This is a genomic window from Clostridium arbusti SL206 (assembly GCF_000246895.1).
Classification (GTDB): domain Bacteria; phylum Bacillota; class Clostridia; order Clostridiales; family Clostridiaceae; genus Clostridium_I; species Clostridium_I arbusti.
On the sequence record NZ_BAEV01000005.1, the window covers coordinates 32,577 to 51,227 of the forward strand.

General features: G+C 31.1%; 18 protein-coding genes. All 18 read right to left on the minus strand.

Annotated features, from left to right (window positions below; translation table 11 throughout):
• Positions 1-50 precede the first annotated feature (50 nt).
• The 18 genes from hisS to bioA all read right to left on the minus strand — a co-directional run bounded on the left by hisS (position 51) and on the right by bioA (position 18,643).
• On the minus strand, positions 51-1,298 hold the full coding sequence (gene hisS, locus RH99_RS01935; RefSeq protein ID WP_010233507.1) for a histidine--tRNA ligase: 1,248 nt from the start codon (positions 1,296-1,298) through the stop codon (positions 51-53).
• A gap of 16 nt (positions 1,299-1,314) precedes the next feature.
• Positions 1,315-2,736 (minus strand): coproporphyrinogen III oxidase, encoded by a 1,422-nt coding sequence (locus tag RH99_RS01940; RefSeq protein WP_010233508.1) that lies wholly within the window; start codon positions 2,734-2,736, stop codon positions 1,315-1,317.
• 44 nt (positions 2,737-2,780) lie between these two features.
• Positions 2,781-3,380, minus strand: coding sequence for an MBL fold metallo-hydrolase (locus RH99_RS01945; RefSeq protein ID WP_010233509.1), 600 nt, complete (start codon positions 3,378-3,380; stop codon positions 2,781-2,783).
• A gap of 10 nt (positions 3,381-3,390) precedes the next feature.
• On the minus strand, positions 3,391-5,601 hold the full coding sequence (locus RH99_RS01950; RefSeq protein ID WP_010233510.1) for a RelA/SpoT family protein: 2,211 nt from the start codon (positions 5,599-5,601) through the stop codon (positions 3,391-3,393).
• A 290-nt stretch (positions 5,602-5,891) separates the two neighbouring features.
• Positions 5,892-6,410, minus strand: coding sequence for an adenine phosphoribosyltransferase (locus RH99_RS01955; RefSeq protein ID WP_010233511.1), 519 nt, complete (start codon positions 6,408-6,410; stop codon positions 5,892-5,894).
• Positions 6,411-6,497: 87 nt separating this feature from the next.
• Complete coding sequence (locus tag RH99_RS01960) at positions 6,498-7,361, minus strand: DHH family phosphoesterase (protein WP_010233512.1); 864 nt, start codon at positions 7,359-7,361, stop codon at positions 6,498-6,500.
• Positions 7,362-7,600: 239 nt separating this feature from the next.
• Positions 7,601-8,482 (minus strand): protein translocase subunit SecF, encoded by an 882-nt coding sequence (gene secF / locus RH99_RS01965; protein ID WP_010233513.1) that lies wholly within the window; start codon positions 8,480-8,482, stop codon positions 7,601-7,603.
• 4 nt (positions 8,483-8,486) lie between these two features.
• Entirely contained in the window at positions 8,487-9,728 is a 1,242-nt protein-coding gene (gene secD / locus RH99_RS01970) for a protein translocase subunit SecD (RefSeq protein WP_010233514.1), read from the minus strand.
• A gap of 158 nt (positions 9,729-9,886) precedes the next feature.
• Positions 9,887-11,248, minus strand: a complete 1,362-nt coding sequence (gene scfB, locus RH99_RS01975; RefSeq protein ID WP_010233515.1) for a thioether cross-link-forming SCIFF peptide maturase — start codon at positions 11,246-11,248, stop codon at positions 9,887-9,889.
• 121 nt (positions 11,249-11,369) lie between these two features.
• On the minus strand, positions 11,370-11,507 hold the full coding sequence (gene scfA / locus RH99_RS01980; RefSeq protein ID WP_010233516.1) for a six-cysteine ranthipeptide SCIFF: 138 nt from the start codon (positions 11,505-11,507) through the stop codon (positions 11,370-11,372).
• A gap of 69 nt (positions 11,508-11,576) precedes the next feature.
• A complete protein-coding gene (locus tag RH99_RS01985; RefSeq protein WP_010233517.1) occupies positions 11,577-11,954 on the minus strand; it encodes a TIGR04086 family membrane protein in 378 nt (125 codons plus the stop codon).
• 66 nt (positions 11,955-12,020) lie between these two features.
• Complete coding sequence (gene yajC / locus RH99_RS01990; protein ID WP_010233518.1) at positions 12,021-12,314, minus strand: preprotein translocase subunit YajC; 294 nt, start codon at positions 12,312-12,314, stop codon at positions 12,021-12,023.
• A 15-nt stretch (positions 12,315-12,329) separates the two neighbouring features.
• The gene (gene tgt / locus RH99_RS01995; protein WP_010233519.1) at positions 12,330-13,460 is read right to left on the minus strand and encodes a tRNA guanosine(34) transglycosylase Tgt; all 1,131 of its coding nucleotides are present in this window, start codon (positions 13,458-13,460) and stop codon (positions 12,330-12,332) included.
• A 181-nt stretch (positions 13,461-13,641) separates the two neighbouring features.
• Positions 13,642-14,667, minus strand: coding sequence for a tRNA preQ1(34) S-adenosylmethionine ribosyltransferase-isomerase QueA (gene queA, locus RH99_RS02000; protein ID WP_010233520.1), 1,026 nt, complete (start codon positions 14,665-14,667; stop codon positions 13,642-13,644).
• Between the two features lie 55 nt (positions 14,668-14,722).
• On the minus strand, positions 14,723-15,766 hold the full coding sequence (ruvB, locus tag RH99_RS02005; protein WP_010233521.1) for a Holliday junction branch migration DNA helicase RuvB: 1,044 nt from the start codon (positions 15,764-15,766) through the stop codon (positions 14,723-14,725).
• A 10-nt stretch (positions 15,767-15,776) separates the two neighbouring features.
• Entirely contained in the window at positions 15,777-16,379 is a 603-nt protein-coding gene (ruvA, locus tag RH99_RS02010) for a Holliday junction branch migration protein RuvA (RefSeq protein WP_010233522.1), read from the minus strand.
• Positions 16,380-16,560: 181 nt separating this feature from the next.
• On the minus strand, positions 16,561-17,184 hold the full coding sequence (locus RH99_RS02015; RefSeq protein WP_010233523.1) for a hypothetical protein: 624 nt from the start codon (positions 17,182-17,184) through the stop codon (positions 16,561-16,563).
• 106 nt (positions 17,185-17,290) lie between these two features.
• Positions 17,291-18,643 carry an adenosylmethionine--8-amino-7-oxononanoate transaminase gene (bioA, locus tag RH99_RS02020; RefSeq protein WP_010233524.1) on the minus strand — a complete coding sequence of 451 codons (1,353 nt, stop codon included), beginning with the start codon at positions 18,641-18,643 and terminating at the stop codon, positions 17,291-17,293.
• Positions 18,644-18,651 lie beyond the last annotated feature (8 nt).

Genomic DNA, 18,651 nt, shown 5'->3' on the forward strand with positions numbered 1-18,651 from the left:
AGTACTTCCTCCTATAAAATAAAATTGTCAAATATAAATATATCATAAGTCTATTTAATTTTTTCTGCAATATCTTCTAAATCAGTTATGTCTATGTCTATTTGTTCTCCATCAATCATTCTCTTAAGCTTTGCTTTCTTTCCAATAAGTTCTGTTTCTCCAAGAACAATAGTATATGCTGCTTCAACTTTATTAGAATATTTCATTTGCCCCTTTACATTTCTAGACATGTGATTACACTCACATTTTATATTCTTTTCTCTTAAGGCATTTGCAATTTTTAGAGACTCAATTTTACTTGCTTCATCCATAGATGCAATATATAAATCTATATATTTAGCTTTTGGGATTTCTATTCCCTCTTCTTCTAATGTAAGTATAAGCCTTTCAAGCCCCATACCAAACCCTACTGCTGGCATTTCTGGTCCACCTACTTCTTGAATTAGCCCATCATATCTTCCGCCACCACAGACAGTAATGTCCTTATTTATAATTTCAAATACAGTTTTTGTGTAGTAGTCAAGTCCTCTTACTATAAGTGGATCTACCTTAAATTCTATTCCAAGAGCAGTAAGATAGCTTTTTAATTTATCAAAGTGTTCCCTGCAATCATCACATACATAGTCAAGTATAACTGGTGCACCTGCTACGATTTTTTTGCAGTTCTTATTTTTACAGTCTAATATTCTCATAGGATTTTTTTCAAATCTAGATTTACAATCATCACATAAATCATCATAATTTTCTTTTAGATATGCTTTTAAAGCATCGTTATAAGTTTTTCTACATTTTGGACATCCTATATTGTTTATATTTAATTTAAGACCTTTTATGCCAAATTCTCTAAAAGCTCTCATGGCAAGACTTATAATTTCTGCATCCAAAGAAGCTTCTTTAGATCCAAAAATTTCTATACCAAACTGGTGATGTTCTCTTAGTCTTCCCTTCTGAACATTTTCATATCTGAATACAGGTGTAAAATAATATAATTTAGTTGGTTGAGCTTCATTAAAAAGTGAATTTTCTACAAAAGCTCTTACTGCTGGTGAAGTTCCTTCTGGTTTAAGGGTTATACTTCTACCACCTTTATCTGCAAAAGTATACATTTCCTTTTGAACTACATCTGTAGTGTCGCCTACTCCTCTTTCAAACAATTCAGTACTCTCAAAAGCCGGAGTTCTTATTTCACGACAGGCATAAGTTGCTGCAATGCCTCTTAATTTATCCTCTATGTAGTGCCATTTGTAGGCATTTCCTGGTAACATATCCTTTGTACCCTTTGGTGCTTGAATTGCCATTTTATATCCTCCTCAATTAGTATAACTCATTTAAAAATTTTATTTTACTCTCAACTTTTTCTTCTATTCTTTTGATATATTCCCTTACATCTTTAACATTTGGAAATCTCTCTAATCTATTTTCCTCTAAAAATATAGTTTTAGAAACAGCATTGGCTCCTATTGCTATAATGGTTTGCCTCTCCTCAATCATCTCTATATTATAAATACATTCTCTTCCAAACTTTGAGTATCCTATATTCTCCATATTCCCCACCATATTTTTTTGCCTATACATATAATAAGGTTTAAGTTTTAAGTCTTTAGAAAGCTTTACTGTCTCATCATACATTTCATTAAGCTCATCTTGAGTTGCTATCTTCATATGAATGTTATTTAATATATTTTGATGTAGCTTTGATCCCCTTTTTAAGGACATACCATGTACAGTTAAGCTATCTGGACTTAACTGTAAAATTTCACTGCAAGTATACTTAACCTCTTCTAAACCTTCTCCTGGAAGCCCTACAATTATATCTACATTTATATTATCAAAACCTAGGCTTCTTGCAAGATTAAATTTATCTATTATATCTTTAGAATTATGACCTCTTCCTATAAGTTTTAGAGTAGCATCATTCATAGTTTGAGGATTTATACTTATTCTGTGAACTCCATATTTTTTTAATGTATTAAGTTTTTCTCTTGTAATACTATCTGGTCTTCCACATTCAACTGTAAATTCTCTTACATTATTACCCTTTATAAAACTATTATATATCCTAAACATAGTTTCTTCAAATTGTTTATTATTTATTGAAGTAGGAGTCCCCCCTCCAAAGTATACACATTCTATATTTAGATTCTTGCTTTTAATATATTTATATATATTTTCCATTTCATAATACATTGCCTGCAAATAGTCATCTACTATACCCTTACAGTTTTGTATTGTATCTGATATAAAACTACAATAAAGACATCTAGTAGGACAAAAAGGCATACCTATATATACGCTTACAGAATTATTATTTTTATTTACAAAATTCTCTTCTTTTTCAGCCACATCTATGCAAAGGTTAATTTTATCTTCCCTTGTTAGACTATGCTTTGCAAAGTATTCTTTTACTTCCTCTTTTGTTTTTCCATCTTTCATAAGTTTTAAAGCTATTTTAGTAGGTCTAATACCTACGAGAGTTCCCCAAGGAAGTTCTATATTTACATCTTTACTTAAGAACTTATACAATATTTTCTTTACATTCTCTTTTGAAGTTAATTTATCTTCAAACTTAAAATCTTCGCATAAGTCATTGTGTAAAATTTTAATACTATAATCTCCTACTATTACGTTATAATCATATTTATCGTCATTCACAAAATGTATTTCATCATAAAACAGATGAAATATATTATATATCTCATATTTAAATTTTTCATTAAGAATTTTTACATTTGCCATATTTTCTCCATTGGTTTTTAGCCTTAATTTAACAATTACTTATACTACAAAAAAGGATTATTATTTCTTTCAAAACCTATACTTGATTTTGGTCCATGTCCTGGATAAACTATTGTGTCCTCAGGCAAAGGCAATAGTTTATTCTTTATACTGCTTATTATTGCACCAAAATCTCCACCTTTAAAATCCGTCCTTCCAATTGATCTATGAAAGAGTGTATCCCCTGTAAAGATTGTATTACCTATTAAAAAGCACATACCTCCAGGTGTATGTCCTGGAGTTTCTATGCATTTAATTTCATAGTTTCCAAACTTAATTATATCACCTTCATTTAGAAATTTATCTCCATTTTCGTCTTTATTTCCATAAATAGGTACATTCTTATCTATTAGTTCTGAATCTTTCTCATTTATATAAACGCTACACCCAAATTCATTTCTAAGTTCACTAACTGCTCCTGTATGATCTGCATGTCCGTGAGTTAATAAAATCATTTTAACTTCAGCCTGTGAAGCTTTTATATTATTTATAAGCATCTGTGCATCACCACCTGGATCAATTACAGCTGCTTCATTAGCAACTTCATCAATTAAAATATAGCAATTAGCATCATAAATACCTGCTGGTATAATATTAATTTTCATAATTAGCCTCCTAATTTTTTGTTCTATATACTTCCATAACGCCTCTTAGTTTTTTTATGTTTCTCATAAGTATATCTAAATGACTTATATCAACTATCTTAATCTTAAAAGTCACAAAGGCTATGTCTCCTTTTACTGCCTTTGCACTCATAGATTGAATGTTTGTATCCATTGAATTCAAAATTTCCATTATATCTGTTAAAAGCTTTGGTCTATCATCTGCCTTTATCTGAATCTCTGCCACATAGGCTTCACTTCCATTTCCCCATGCAACTTCTACTATTCTTCTGCCATCTTGTTTTATCAAATTATTAGCATTTTCACAGTCTTTTCTATGGATAGATACTCCTCTTCCCTTAGTTATATATCCTATTATGTCGTCTCCCGGCACAGGATTGCAACACTTGGAAAATCTTACCAATATATCTGTTTCACCTTTTACAGTAACCCCAGGATTATAAGTTTTCTTTGCCTTTTCTTTTCTAGCTTCCTTACTTATATGTTCTTTTATATCCTTTAAAGCTGTTTCATCCGTATCCACTGAACTTTTACCAGTCATGCTTTCCTTTAATTTTGAAACCAATATAGAAGCTGAAGTGCTTCCAATGGCTACTGATACGTAGAGATCTTCAAGACTGTTAACACTATTTTTCTTTAAAATTTGATCTAATCCAATTTCTTTTATAAATTCCGCAAAGTTATAGCCTTGTTTCTTAGCTTCTTTTTCAACTACCTCTTTACCTCTACTTATATTTTCTTCTCTTTTAGCTTTTTTAAACCAAGATTTTATCTTAACCTTTGCTTGATTACTTTTCACACTATTAAGCCACTGTATATTGGGACCTTTTGTTATTCCCGATGTTAATACTTCAACTATTTCACCTGTTTTAAGTTTATAATCTAATGGTACGATTTTCCCATTAACTTTACCACCTATACATCTATTTCCTATATCTGTATGTATTTTATAGGCAAAGTCTACAGGGGTAGCCTCGGAAGGAAGATTAATTACTTTACCATTAGGAGTAAATACAAAAACCTCATCTTCGAACAAATCTATCTTAAAGCTCTCCATAAATTCTTCAGGATTAGTAGTTTCCTTCTGCCAATCTAGCATTTCTCTAACCCAAGTAAGCTTTGTATTAAAATCTGCTTTTACAGGTTCACTATCTTTACTATCAGCTTCTTCAGTTATACCTTCTTTATATTTCCAATGAGCAGCAATACCATATTCTGCAGTTTTATGCATTTCATAAGTTCTTATCTGTATCTCAAAGGACTTTCCCTGCGGTCCTATAACTGTTGAGTGCAGCGACTGATACATATTAGGTTTTGGCATAGCAATATAATCCTTAAATCTTCCTGGTATAGGTTTATACATTGTGTGCACAATTCCAAGTACTGTATAACATTCTCTTATATCATTAACTAAAATTCTTATAGCTGTTAAATCAAATATTTGATCTAATGTTTTGTTTTTATTAACCATTTTTCTATATATACTATAAAAATGTTTAGGTCTTCCATCTATATCCGCTAATATATTTGCCTCTTCGAGATTTTTATGTAAGTCCACTACTATGTCCTTGATATATTCTTCTCTTTCAACTCTTTTTTCTGATATATCATCTACAAGTTCATAATATTCATTTGGCTTCATATATCTAAATGCCAAATCTTCAAGTTCCCATTTTATCTTTGAAATACCAAGTCTATGAGCAAGGGGAGCAAATATATCTAAAGTTTCTTTCGCCTTTTCCTTTTGTTTTTTCACTGACATATATCTTAATGTTCTCATATTGTGTAATCTATCTGATAATTTTATTAATATAACCCTTATATCCTTTGCCATTGCAAGAAGCATCTTTCTTACATTATCAGCCTGTTGTTCTTCTTTTGTTTTATAACTTATTTTGCCAAGCTTTGTTACACCTTCAACTAAATCTGCTACTTCACTATTAAATTCCCTAGTAACATCTTCATAGCTGTATTCCGTATCTTCTATAACATCATGAAGAAGACCAGCAGCTATAGTATTTTGATCCATACCCATTTCTGCCAAAATACATGCAACTTCCTCAGGGTGTATAATATAAGGCTCTCCAGATTCCCTTTTTTGCTTTTTATGGGCATCTACAGCAAAGTTATAGGCTTTATTAATAAAATCTTTATCAACATTATAACAGTATTTATCTATTGTTTCCATTAACTTGCTCAGCATTCTGCTTTCTCTCCCTAAAATCAAAGGCTGGTTTAACAACCAGCCAAAATTATTTTTACTAATATTATATATTATAATGTCTTTTTTTGCAATTTAAAATTAGGTATATTAAAGTAAACGACAAGTGACAGATCACAGCTATATTTTGAATCACATGAGAAAAGCATAACCTTCTGATAGTGCGGATATCAGAAGGTTATGCTGACACAGTATAATACAGAATATACTAGTATACTTATTGGTTATTTCTTTAAAATAACGTGTATTATAATAGCTTAATTTGTCAAAAATCAAAACTCATATGTAATTAATGAATTTATGTCATATTTTTTTAGTTTTTCTCTACCTTTAAGCCCAGTAAGCTCTATTAAAAAATTTATAGAAACAATTTCTCCACCCATTTCTTCAACAATTTTTGTTACTGCCTCTATAGTCCCACCAGTAGCCAATAAATCATCTACTATAGCTATCCTTTGTCCTGGTTTTATAGCATCTTTATGTATCTCTATAACATCTTTCCCATACTCAAGACCATATTCCATACCTAAAGTATCACAAGGCAATTTTCCTTTTTTTCTTGCAGGTACGAATCCTGCATGGAGTACATAGGCAAGTGGCGTTCCAAACATAAATCCTCTTGCTTCTGGTCCTATAACTATGTCTATGTTTTCATTTTTTAGATTTTCAGCAAAAGATTCTATAACATATTTAAAGCCTTCTTTATCTTTAAGTAATGTAGTTATGTCTTTAAAACTTATTCCCTTCCTTGGGAAGTCCTCAATAACTCTTATTTTACTTTTTAAATTCATCTTTTATTCCCCCCTAAATCAATACCCAAAACCCAATACCTTTAATTTTGGGTAATACATATATCATCACATAATATTAATGTAGTATTATAAATATCCCTTTGAAACTTCTTTATTTAAATACTTAGCAATTTGAAGTGCCCTGCTACTATCATGAGTAGTAAAAAGCTCTATTGCAATTCTAGCATTATCCACTCTTCCTTCTACGATTCTCATAGAAATAATTGAACTTGCTAACCTAAATGCTGTAGTATTATTAATCTCATTTAAATTATTGATTTTCATAAGTGCTTTTATTCCATAGTTATTGGTAGTAGCAATATGATTTATACCTATATCTACTATGTTTTTATTTTCAGTTTTTATAGGAAATTCACTGGCAAGTGTGCCAATCATAGCTAAATCTACGTATTTATATACACCTTTAATTTTATAATATACAGAAATAGCTTCACAAAATTTAAATGCAATTCCTGCTGCTGATAAAAATTTAAAAGGATAATTGCAGAATTTCTTATTTGGATTTATAACTATAGTTTCTTCACAGGCACTATAAGCCTGATGATAATCAGTAATCACAACATCTATACCAAGTTGTTTAGCTAATTTGATTTCTTTTTTTGAATTACTACCACAACCTACTGTTATAAGTAAATCTACACCAAGATATTTTATGTAGTTGTTTAAAGATTCACTACTTATAGTATATTCTTCATCCATATCATCCGGTATGAAATATTCTACATCTGCATTAAGATACTTTAAAAGTAAAAATAGTATGGATATACCACATATACTATCTACATCGCCGTATCCATAGATTATTATTTTCTCTCTATTATTTACTGCCCTAATAACTCTATCAATAGCTTCCTGCATACCATCCAATAAAAAAGGATTATGAAATTTTGGCTGTTTTAAATAGTGAGCATTTTCTTGAATTATCTCCATAATTTATTCCTCCAGCTTTGTAGAAAACATAATATATTATATAGTATAATGCCTTATAATACAAATATTTTTTCAAATTTCATCTTAGGTACATTCAAATAAATAACTATTCAGTATGCCAGGCTATTTTCATATGGCTTATTCCCTCATATTATTACATACACAAGGTTAATTAACTACTAAAAAAATCGAAGCACAACCTAAAAGTCAGTTACTTCGATTTTTTAAACTTCATTAATCTATTTGACTAATTCTTTCTTTTTATCAATTCTATTTTTTAATAAATACCATATTGGACTAGCTATGAATATTGAAGAATAGCATCCTGAAACTATACCAATCAATATTGGAATAGTAAATTCTCTTACACTTGGAACGAATATATGTACGCAAGCTATTGTAACCACTGTAGTTGTAACAGTGCATATGGATCTTCCTACTGTTTGAGAGATACTTGTATCGGCAATTTCTATAGTGTCTTTTCCTCTCATCTTCTTCTGATTTTCTCTTATTCTGTCAAATATAACTATTGTATCAGCTATGGAATATCCTATTATAGTTAAAATTGCTGCTATAAAAGGTGTATTAATAGGAAGATTTCCTATAGAATAGACGCTCAATGTAATTAATACATCATGTAAAAGCGCAATTATAGCTGCTACACCAAATTTAAATTCAAATCTGTAAGCTATAAAACCTAACATGAGAATCATAGATACTACTAATGAGATTATAGCTTTTTTTATAAGGTCGTTTCCAACCGTTGCACCTATTCTATCTCTTTCTATCAAATCCGAATCCTTCAACTTATACTTATTTTTTATATCATTAAATAGTTTTGTTGAATTTTCATCTGAGATAGCCTCACTATTAACTCTTATGTCTAATTCTTTATTATTGGCCTTAGTAGTTTCAAATTCTTCAGTTTTAACATATTTTTTTATTATTTGATCTGCATCAGCCTTGTTAAAATCTTTGTTAATATTTATTCGAATAATTGTACCACCTTTAAAGTCTATTCCAAAATTTAGTCCTCTATAACATATAAATCCTATTCCAATTACAATTAGAATTATAGAAATGGTAAACCAAATTTTTCTTTTCTCAACAACTCTTAGCATTTGATTACCCCCTCTTTACTCCAAAATGTTCAGGCTTACTAATAAGACCTATGTTTATTGCCCAATTCATTAAATGCTTTGTTACAAACAATGCCGTAAATAAACTTATAATAACTCCTATTATAAGAGTTAAGGCAAAGCCCTTTACCACACCTGATCCTAGGAAGTACAACACAACACCAGCAATTATGGTATTTGTATTTGAATCCACTATGGAGGATAAAGCATTTTGGAAACCGGCCTTAGTAGCAGATTTTATGGATTTTCCAACTTTCAGTTCTTCTTTTATTCTAGCAAAAATCAATACGTTAGCATCAACTGCCATACCAACTGTTAATAGAAAGCCAGCTATACCTGAAAGCGTAAGGGTAGCACCTATACCTGAGAATACTAAAAGTACTAAGAATACATATAGCACTAATGCTATATCTGCCATAATTCCTGGACGTCTAAACCATATAAACATAAGCGCAAAGACTATTGCTATACCTATTCCACCAGCACGAACACTCATAGGTAATGCAGTAGACCCAAGGGTAGGACTTACAGTTTGAACCTGTACTGTTTTTAGTGTAACAGGAAGTGCACCAGCACTTATAATGTCTGCCTGACGCTTAGCTTCATCAAGTGTTGCTGACCCGCTTATTTGTGCTTTACCATCACTTATAACCGCATCTACTGTAGGATCTGTCAGTATATCTTCATCCATATAGATGGTAATTTTCTGACCTAAATATTTTTGTGTGGCATCTGCAAATTTTTTAGTACCACTATCACTTAACTGAAGATTTATTATTGGTTTATTTGTCTGTGGATCTGTACCTGGACTAGCACTTTTTACATCACTGCCCGTAAGTATTGTTGAATTGTCAGGGCCAACAAATTTAAGCTTTCCAGTTTTACCTATGTTTTTCAACACCTCATCTGGATTAAATTTACCTGGTACATTAACTCTTATCTTGTCAGTACCCTCTTTAGCTACACTGGTTTCACTTACACCCATTTTATTTACTCTTAAATCAAGCAAATTAATAGTTCTCTGCATAGTAGCATCTGATACATTTTTATCTGTAATCTGTTGAACTACTGATACTCCGCCTTGAAGGTCAAGACCTCTATTTATAGTTTCTCCAAAAGATTTTATCCTATAGGAGTCTCCTATATTTAGACCAAAGGCACCTAGATAGGCTAAAACTGCAATTACTACTACACTTAGTACAAAATAGACTGTACTTTTTTTCTTCATTTTCATCCTCCTTAGTTGACAATAATTTTAGCTATACAGTTTAAATTATAGTTGTATCTATAGAAATAGTCAATATTAGGTAATTGTTAACTTATCTTAAAATAAATAGTGATTTAGTATGCTGGTCTATTTTATCCTATTACTTATTTTCAGATGGCTTATTCCATAGTTTTTGCCTTTAATGCTATAGAACACTCAATTCTCTTCTTCTGCATTTTACAACCTATCTCATAAGGCACATTAAAATCCTTATTAAAATTATAGTTGTTTGCTTGACATCCACCACTGCAATAAAATCTTGCCCAGCAATCTATGCATTTTGGCTTATTATATATATGAGCTTCTTTAAAATCATTAGAAATTTTTTCATTTAAATTTCCATCAAATATAGTTCCTAACTTAAAGTCCTTATTTCCTACAAATTGATGGCAAGGATATACATCTCCATCAGGAGTTATTGCCACATATTCATGTCCTGCACCACAACCTGATATTCTCTTGTATACACAAGGTCCCCCTTGAAGATTTATATTAAAATGATAAAATTTAAATTCGTTTCCCTCTTTATGCCTTTTAAGCATTTCATCATATAATTTATCGTACTGCTGAAATATAGTATCAAGGTCTTCTTCTCTTATGGAAAGAGGATTATCATCTGGCAATACCACTGGCTCAATTGAAATTTCCTTAAAACCTAAATCTGCCATATGCTTTACATCTTCAAAAAAGTCTGTATTATTTCTTGTAAAAGTACCTCTTGCATAATACTGTTTATTTTTATCTCTCATATCTACCATCTTTTTAATTTTAGGTAGAATAGTGTCATAACAGCCACTTCCATCAGCTCTTACTCTAACATTATCATTAACTTCTTTTCTACCATCTATACTTAAAACTATATTTCCCATATTCTCATCAGCATATTTCATTATTTCATCATTTAATAGGGTAGCGTTAGTAGTCATAGTAAATCTTATATTTTTGTTATGTAATTTTTCCTGTTCTTTTGCATATTCTACTATTTCCTTCACTGTATCAAAAGCCATAAGAGGTTCGCCACCAAATAAATCCACTTCGATATTGTTTCTTGGTCCTGAATGTTCTATTACAAAATCAATAGATTTTTTACCAACTTCAGGCGACATTAACATTCTACAACCCTTGTATTCTCCTTCTTCTGCAAAACAATATTTACACTTCAAATTACAGTCATGAGCTATATTTAGACAGAGAGCTTTAATATATGATTTACCCTTTGTTGAAGTTCTTGCAATTTCTTCGTATAAATCCTTTGAATAAAGAACTTCCTCATCAACAAGTTCCTTTATTTCCTCATAAGCCTCAGCTATCTCTTCTTTTGAGTAAATACCAGAAAACTTATTAATAAGTTCTTCTTTAGTTTTTAAACCGTCCTCATCCAACAAATCATAAACTAACTTGTCTATTGCATGTACACTTCCTGTATTTACATCTATAACGTAATAATCATCGTCTTGAACAAATTTATGAATTAATGACAAATCATTTTCCTCCCTAGAAATAAATTTAAAGCAGTAACCAAGGCATCTAAAATAAACAACCAGCATACTTGCCAGTTATTTATTTGAAGATGCCTAAATGTTACTGCTTAAATTAAATTGATTATTTTTCACAAGCTAAATTTGCAACTGTACACGAAGTTTTACATGCTGATTGGCATGAATTTGCACACTCTTTGCAGCCAGGCTTTTTTAAGCTTTCTTTTATGTTTGATTTGTTAATACTTTTTATGTGTTTCATGAAAATTCCTCCATTCAATAAACTTACTTGCTCAATTATAACATAATAGCTCTTCTAAATAAAGACACTCTATATATTAATTCCTAGCATTCCAGCTAATATTCCTACAAATACACATAAACCGAGTCTTGATAAATCCTTGATAGTTAGCATAGCATCCCTGCTATCAGCAACAATAGCTACTAAGTAAAATATTACAAAATAAATTAGTGCTACCATAAGTCCGTTTAACCAGCCCTTTTTTCCAGTTTTCCTTGATGCATAAATAGCTCCATACATTACACTTAAAAGGGTAGCAATAATAATAAGTACTGAGGTAATACTTTCATCAAGTTGCACAAAATGGACCACTACTGCATATATAAGTAATATAGCAAGAGTCATAAAGAAGCCCATAAGTACACCTTCTATGACATTAACATATATTCCTTTTCTTCTCTTTTCCATAAAAACACCTCCTATCTATTACTATTTATGTAGACAAGAGGTGTTTTATTACTACTTACTTACTTTTTATTTGCTTGATTCAATTTCTTTTGACTCCTTGTTAACAACACCCTTTATAGCTGTCTTTAAAATCTTTATTCTTACACTGTCAGGACCAGATTGAATAATAATATAATCCTTTTGAATATTAATAATCTTTCCCATGATGCCACCAGTGGTTACTACTTCATCATTTACTTTAACAGCTTTCATAAGTTCACTGAATTTTTTCTTTCTTTTTCTTTCAGGTAAGAATATCATCATATAAAATAATCCAAGAACTATTACCATATAGATTATAATTACAAAATTTTGATTCATAATAACTCCTCCTTTCTATGCTCTTCCATCCCACATACTTAATTTTTCACTTTTAAATTCATCAAAATAATCACCATCAATAGCATTTCTTATGTCTTCCATAAGTTTATTGTAAAAATATAAATTGTGGAGTACACATAGTCTCATGGCAAGCATTTCTTTAGCTTTAAACAAATGCCTTATGTATGCTCTTGAATAGTTCCTGCAAGCAGGACACTGGCACCCTTCATCTATTGGTGAAGAATCCAATTGAAATTTTGCATTAAACAAATTTATTTTACCATATTTTGTGAACACATGTCCATGTCTTCCGTTTCTAGCCGGAAGTACGCAATCAAAGAAATCTACACCTCTTGCTACCGCTTCTAAAATATTGCTTGGAAGACCTACACCCATTAAATAGATAGGCTTATCCTGGGGTAAATGTGGAGTTACAGAATCAATAATTCTATACATTTCCTCATGAGTTTCTCCTACAGCAAGACCTCCAATAGCATATCCGTCTAAATTAAATTTTGAAATTGTCTTTGCATGTTCTATTCTTATATCCTCATAAATCCCACCTTGATTTATTCCAAAAAGCATTTGTTTTTTATTTATAGTGTGGTCAAGAGAATTAAGTCTATCCATTTCTATTTTACATCTCTCTAACCATCTGGTAGTTCTTGCCACTGATGCTTCTACATAATCTCTTGGTGATGGATTAGGAATACATTCATCAAAAGCCATAGCAATAGTAGAGGCTAAATTACTTTGAATTTGCATACTTTCTTCTGGTCCCATAAAAATCTTTCTTCCATCTATATGTGAACTAAAATATACTCCCTCTTCCTTTATCTTTCTTATACTGGATAAAGAAAAAACCTGAAATCCACCTGAATCCGTAAGTATAGGTCTATCCCAATTCATGAATTTATGTAGACCACCTAATTCCCTAACTACCTTATCTCCTGGTCTCAAACTCAAATGATATGTATTTGAAAGTTCTACCTGACATTTTATTTCTTTTAAATCCATAGTTGATACTGCACCCTTAATAGCTGCTAGTGTACCAACATTCATAAATACAGGAGTCTGTATAGCTCCATGAGGAGTTACAAATTCTCCTCTTCTCACTTTACCCGTTTTTTTCAGCAATTTGTACATTATGTTATTCTTCTCCTCATCTTAGGCACATTCAAATAAATAACTAGTCAGTATGCTAGTCTATTTTGAATCCCACCACGTCAATAGAACCCTCAGATAGCTCACTATCTGAAGAACCTATTTCCTTGTAGGTTTCAAAATATACGTCGCATCTTTGACTTACTATTTATTTTCATATGCCTTATCTAATAAACATAGCATCTCCAAAGCTAAAGAATCTATATTTTTCCTTTACTGCTCTTTCATATGCATTCATTACTATTTCTCTACTGGATAGAGCACTGACTAACATTATTAAGGTGGACTCAGGCAGGTGAAAATTTGTTATAAGTCCATCAACCACCCTGTATTTGTATCCAGGATATATAAATATATCAGTCCATCCTGTAGATTCCTTAACTCTTCCCTTTTCATCTCCAATGGTTTCAAGAGTTCTTGTAGAAGTTGTTCCTACAGAAATAACTCTTCCACCCTTTTCTTTTGTATCATTTATTGTATCTGCACTTTCTTTTGAAAGTATATAAAATTCTGAATGCATATGATGCTGTTCTATATTTTCAACCTTTACTGGTCTAAAAGTACCAAGACCTACATGTAAAGTTAAAAATACCGTTTTTATTCCCTTTTTTCTTATTTTATCTAAAAGTTCATTGGTGAAATGTAGACCCGCAGTTGGTGCAGCAGCAGATCCTTCATTTTTTGAATAAACGGTCTGATACTGCTCTTTATCTTTTAATTTCTCTGTTATATAAGGAGGAAGTGGCATTTGACCTAATTCATCCAAAATCTCTTCAAAAATACCCTTGTACTCAAATTTTATTATTCTATTACCTTCTTCTGCTACTTCCTTTACTTCTGCCTTTAGAATACCATCTCCAAATTCAAACCTGGCACCAACTTTTGCTTTTTTACCAGGTTTCACTAGTGTCTCCCAGGTATCCTTATCTATTCTCTTTAAAAGGAGTAATTCTATTTTTCCACCGCTACCTTCTTTAGCCCCTATGAGCCTTGCAGGAATAACCCTAGTATCATTTAAAACCAAACAATCTCCAGGATTCAAGTAATCAATTATATCTTTAAAAACCTTATGTTCAATTTCACCTTTATCCTTATTTAAAACCATTAATCTGCATTCATCTCTTTTTTCTGCTGGATGCTGCGCTATTAATCCCTCTGGTAAATCAAAATCAAAATCCTTAAGTTGCAAAAACTCCACCCTCTTTAAAAATTTAGCTATAATATATAAGGTATTTTCACATACCTTACTTATCTTTTTTATTGAATACGGAACACTGAGTATAATCTTTATCTACGTTCCTATTTCTCTTTAAATGCTTGTATGCTTTATCCGTTGCCACTCTTCCTCTTGGTGTTCTGGTAATAAACCCCTTTTGTAGTAGATAGGGTTCATATACCTCATCTAGGGTATCTAGTTCTTCTCCTATAAAATAAGCTAAGGTTTCAAGCCCTACTGGTCCTCCATTAAAGTTATCAACTATACCTTCAAGAATTTTATTATCTATTCTATCAAAACCTTCTTTATCTACTTCTAAAAGTTCTAAAGCTTTTTCTGCTGATTGAATATCAATAATACCATTTCCCTTAACTTCAGAATAATCTCTGACTCTCTTTAAAAGCCTATTGGCAATTCTAGGTGTTCCTCTTGAACGTCTAGCTATTTCAAGTGCAGAATCTTCTTCTATTTCTATCTTTAATATAGATGCAGATCTAACTATTATCTCTTTAAGCTCTTCATCTTCATAAAATTCCATAGGACACATTACTCCAAACCTATCTCTAAGTGGAGAAGTTAAAAGTCCTACTCTAGTAGTCGCCCCAATTAAAGTGAATTTAGGAAGATCTAGTCTTATGGATTTGGCAGCTGCACCCTTACCTATAATTATATCTAAAGCATAGTCTTCCATAGCAGGATATAGTATTTCCTCTACACTTCTGTTTAATCTATGAATTTCATCAATAAATAACACATCGAATTCAGATAAACCTGTGAGTATAGCTGCTAAATCCCCTGCTCTTTCTATGGCAGGACCTGATGTTATTTTAAGATTTCCTCCCATTTCCTTTGCAATAATATTAGCAAGAGTAGTTTTACCAAGTCCCGGGGGGCCATAGAATAAAACATGATCTAAAGCTTCTCTTCTCTTCCTGGCTGCCTTCACAAAAATGTTAAGTTTTTCTTTAACTTTATTTTGTCCTATATATTCTTTTAGCCTTTGCGGTCTTAAGCTATACTCTATATCAACATCTTCTCCTAAATCTACAGCACTTAGTATCCTTTCCTCCATATTCTCCCCCCTAATTCATTAAAAACTTTAAGCATTCTTTAATTATACTTTCTAAACTTTCAGATCTGTCTGAAGCATCTATTGCTTTTTCCGCTTCTTTTTCTGAATATCCTAGTGATATAAGGGCTCCCATAACTTCAGCCATCTTTTTATCCTGTTTGAAAATATCTTCTGAATTTTCATCATCTGTGGCTTTTAGCACAAATTCATCTGCTTCAATCTTGTCTTTTAATTCAAGAATTATTCTCTGTGCTATTTTTTTACCTACTCCCGGAGCCTTTGTTATTACTTTTTCATCTCCAGTTAATATGGCATATTTCAAATTATTAACCGTGCATATAGATAGAAGAGACAAGCATGCCTTGGCTCCTACTCCATTTATGATGAGCAGTCTATTAAACATACCTCTCTCTTCTTCAGTAAGAAATCCATAAAGCCCAATAAAATCTTCCCTTACTATCTGCTCAAGATATAGCAGTACCTCATCTCCAGTTTTCGGCATAGCAGACATTGTACTTCCTGACACGTATATTTTATATCCAATACCATTATTCTCTATAATAACATAATCTTTATCTATTCCAATAAAAATACCTTTTATATATGTATACAAACTTATCCCTCACTTTGATCAAACATGTTAAAACAAATAACAAAGCAATTATACTAGTATACTCACTAGTTATTTTTAAAGACACCTATCTTTAAAAGCTAATATATACTTTACCATTTTAATTATGTTAATTCAAGCTTCTAAGAAAATCATAAAATATAAAAAGAAAAAGCCCTTAGGCTTAGGATGTAAAGTCTGAAAGGCTATCTCTCGCTTCTTCTATTGTATCATATTCCTGTGAATCCTTATTAAATATCATTTCGTCTTCACCTTTGTGATTGATATTTCCACCGGTTTCTTCTAATTCCAATTCACCTTCATCATTTACTAAATAGATTTCAAAAGAGTCTCCATTGAGTTTTGGAACGAATTTACCAGGAGAGTGAACCTTTACACATACTATTTCATTACTTTTAGTTTCAATTTTAAATCCTTTTTCTTTAAAACTGTTATAAACATCCTTTACTGTTTTACCATCCATACCTTCACTAGTTGTATCAGAACGTTTTATATTATCTTCATTAACTTCATCGTTTCCATTTAAAGAGTTATGTTTTCTGTCTACGTATATAACCGGCAAGTCCTTTTTTATAACTGTATTATCTGTAGCTGGATCTCTTTTACTATTATTCATATTTACAGTCTGTATATTGGATTTATTGTCATTCTTCCCGTTCTTTAAATATTTTGTGTACAGATAAGACACATCTTTTTTTAATACACTCTTATATCCATAACAAAATGAAGCTGTAAAAACAAATAATAAAACTAAGATTCCCATTGCAATTTTTCTATTCTTATTCATATTAATCCCTCCTATAGAGGAATTATTGACAAATAGCCTTATTTTTAAACCTATAATAAATATTTTGGTAAATATTTGTTAATAGACTTCATTTACTATTTAATAACTAATGATTAGTTTGAAAATATTCATCAATACTGTGAAAACACTTATTTACCATGTACTCTATATCTTTTTCATTAATTACATAAGGAGGCATAAAATATAGTACATCTCCAATAGGTCTTAGAAGCAATCCATTTTTTAAAGCTATCTTATATATCTCATATCCTGTACGTTTCTTCCAATTAAACTTCTCTTTAGTTTTTTTATTTTTCACAAGTTCTAATGCCGTAATCATTCCAATTTGACGCATATCACCTACAAATGAATTTTTACCTGCTTTTTCAGTTACTAAATCCCTAATAATTCCAGACTTTATTTTATTATTCTCTATTATATTTTCTTCATTAAAAATCTTAAGGCTCTCGCATGCAATTGCACATGCCATTGCATTACCTGAATAAGTATGACTATGTATAAAAGCTTTTAATGTAGAAAAATCATCATAAAAAGCATTATATATATCCTCAGTGGTCATAACCACGGACATTGGCATGTATCCAGCACTTATACCTTTAGATAAGCACATTATATCTGGACTTATATCAGCATGATTACATGCAAACATCTTTCCCGTTCTGCCAAATCCAACTGCTATTTCATCTGCGATTAAGTGAACATCATAAAAAGTACAGGCTTTTCTCAGCTTTCTTAAATACATAGGAGAATAAATTTTCATACCAGCCGCACACTGAACCATAGGCTCAATAATTATGGCGCATAGTTCCTCATGATATTGTTCTAATGCCTTTTCCATATATTCAAAACATTCTGCATTGCAATTTGATCTTTCTTTCCCATATTTGCACCTATAACAATCAGGTGCTTCAACTCTAACAGTATCCAAAAGTAATGGTTTATATATTTTGCTATAAAGATCTAAATCCCCTACAGATAATGCCCCTATTGTTTCTCCATGATAAGCATCGGTTAAAGCTGCAAATCTAACCTTTTTAATTTTTCCCATTTGTTGATGATATTGAAAACTCATTTTTAAAGCTATCTCTACTGCAGAAGATCCATTGTCTGAAAAAAATACTTTTTTTAATCCTTTAGGTGAGATATTAGTTAATTTTTCAGATAATTCAATTGCAGGCTTATTTGAAAAGTGTGCAAAAATAACATGTTCAATTTCATTTAGTTGTTTCTCAATAGCTTTATTTATCCTAACATTACTATGTCCAAAAATGTTTGTCCACCATGAACTTATGCAATCTAAATAGGAATGTCCATCCACATCGTATAGATAACATCCTTTTCCTCGCTCTATTACTATTGGAGGTAATTCCTCATAGTCTTTCATTTGGGAACATGGATGCCATATATATTTTAAATCTTTTTTTTGAAATTCATTCATCTGTCCTG

What these genes read in the sequence shown, in the direction of transcription:
- hisS (WP_010233507.1), bottom strand. Translation starts at nt 1,298, where the DNA reads ATGGCAATTCAAGCACCAAAGGGTACAAAGGATATGTTACCAGGAAAT.
- RH99_RS01940 (WP_010233508.1), bottom strand. Translation starts at nt 2,736, where the DNA reads ATGGCAAATGTAAAAATTCTTAATGAAAAATTTAAATATGAGATATAT.
- RH99_RS01945 (WP_010233509.1), bottom strand. Translation starts at nt 3,380, where the DNA reads ATGAAAATTAATATTATACCAGCAGGTATTTATGATGCTAATTGCTAT.
- RH99_RS01950 (WP_010233510.1), bottom strand. Translation starts at nt 5,601, where the DNA reads ATGCTGAGCAAGTTAATGGAAACAATAGATAAATACTGTTATAATGTT.
- RH99_RS01955 (WP_010233511.1), bottom strand. Translation starts at nt 6,410, where the DNA reads ATGAATTTAAAAAGTAAAATAAGAGTTATTGAGGACTTCCCAAGGAAG.
- RH99_RS01960 (WP_010233512.1), bottom strand. Translation starts at nt 7,361, where the DNA reads ATGGAGATAATTCAAGAAAATGCTCACTATTTAAAACAGCCAAAATTT.
- secF (WP_010233513.1), bottom strand. Translation starts at nt 8,482, where the DNA reads ATGCTAAGAGTTGTTGAGAAAAGAAAAATTTGGTTTACCATTTCTATA.
- secD (WP_010233514.1), bottom strand. Translation starts at nt 9,728, where the DNA reads ATGAAGAAAAAAAGTACAGTCTATTTTGTACTAAGTGTAGTAGTAATT.
- scfA (WP_010233516.1), bottom strand. Translation starts at nt 11,507, where the DNA reads ATGAAACACATAAAAAGTATTAACAAATCAAACATAAAAGAAAGCTTA.
- RH99_RS01985 (WP_010233517.1), bottom strand. Translation starts at nt 11,954, where the DNA reads ATGGAAAAGAGAAGAAAAGGAATATATGTTAATGTCATAGAAGGTGTA.
- yajC (WP_010233518.1), bottom strand. Translation starts at nt 12,314, where the DNA reads ATGAATCAAAATTTTGTAATTATAATCTATATGGTAATAGTTCTTGGA.
- tgt (WP_010233519.1), bottom strand. Translation starts at nt 13,460, where the DNA reads ATGTACAAATTGCTGAAAAAAACGGGTAAAGTGAGAAGAGGAGAATTT.
- ruvB (WP_010233521.1), bottom strand. Translation starts at nt 15,766, where the DNA reads ATGGAGGAAAGGATACTAAGTGCTGTAGATTTAGGAGAAGATGTTGAT.
- RH99_RS02015 (WP_010233523.1), bottom strand. Translation starts at nt 17,184, where the DNA reads ATGAATAAGAATAGAAAAATTGCAATGGGAATCTTAGTTTTATTATTT.
- bioA (WP_010233524.1), bottom strand. Translation starts at nt 18,643, where the DNA reads ATGAATGAATTTCAAAAAAAAGATTTAAAATATATATGGCATCCATGT.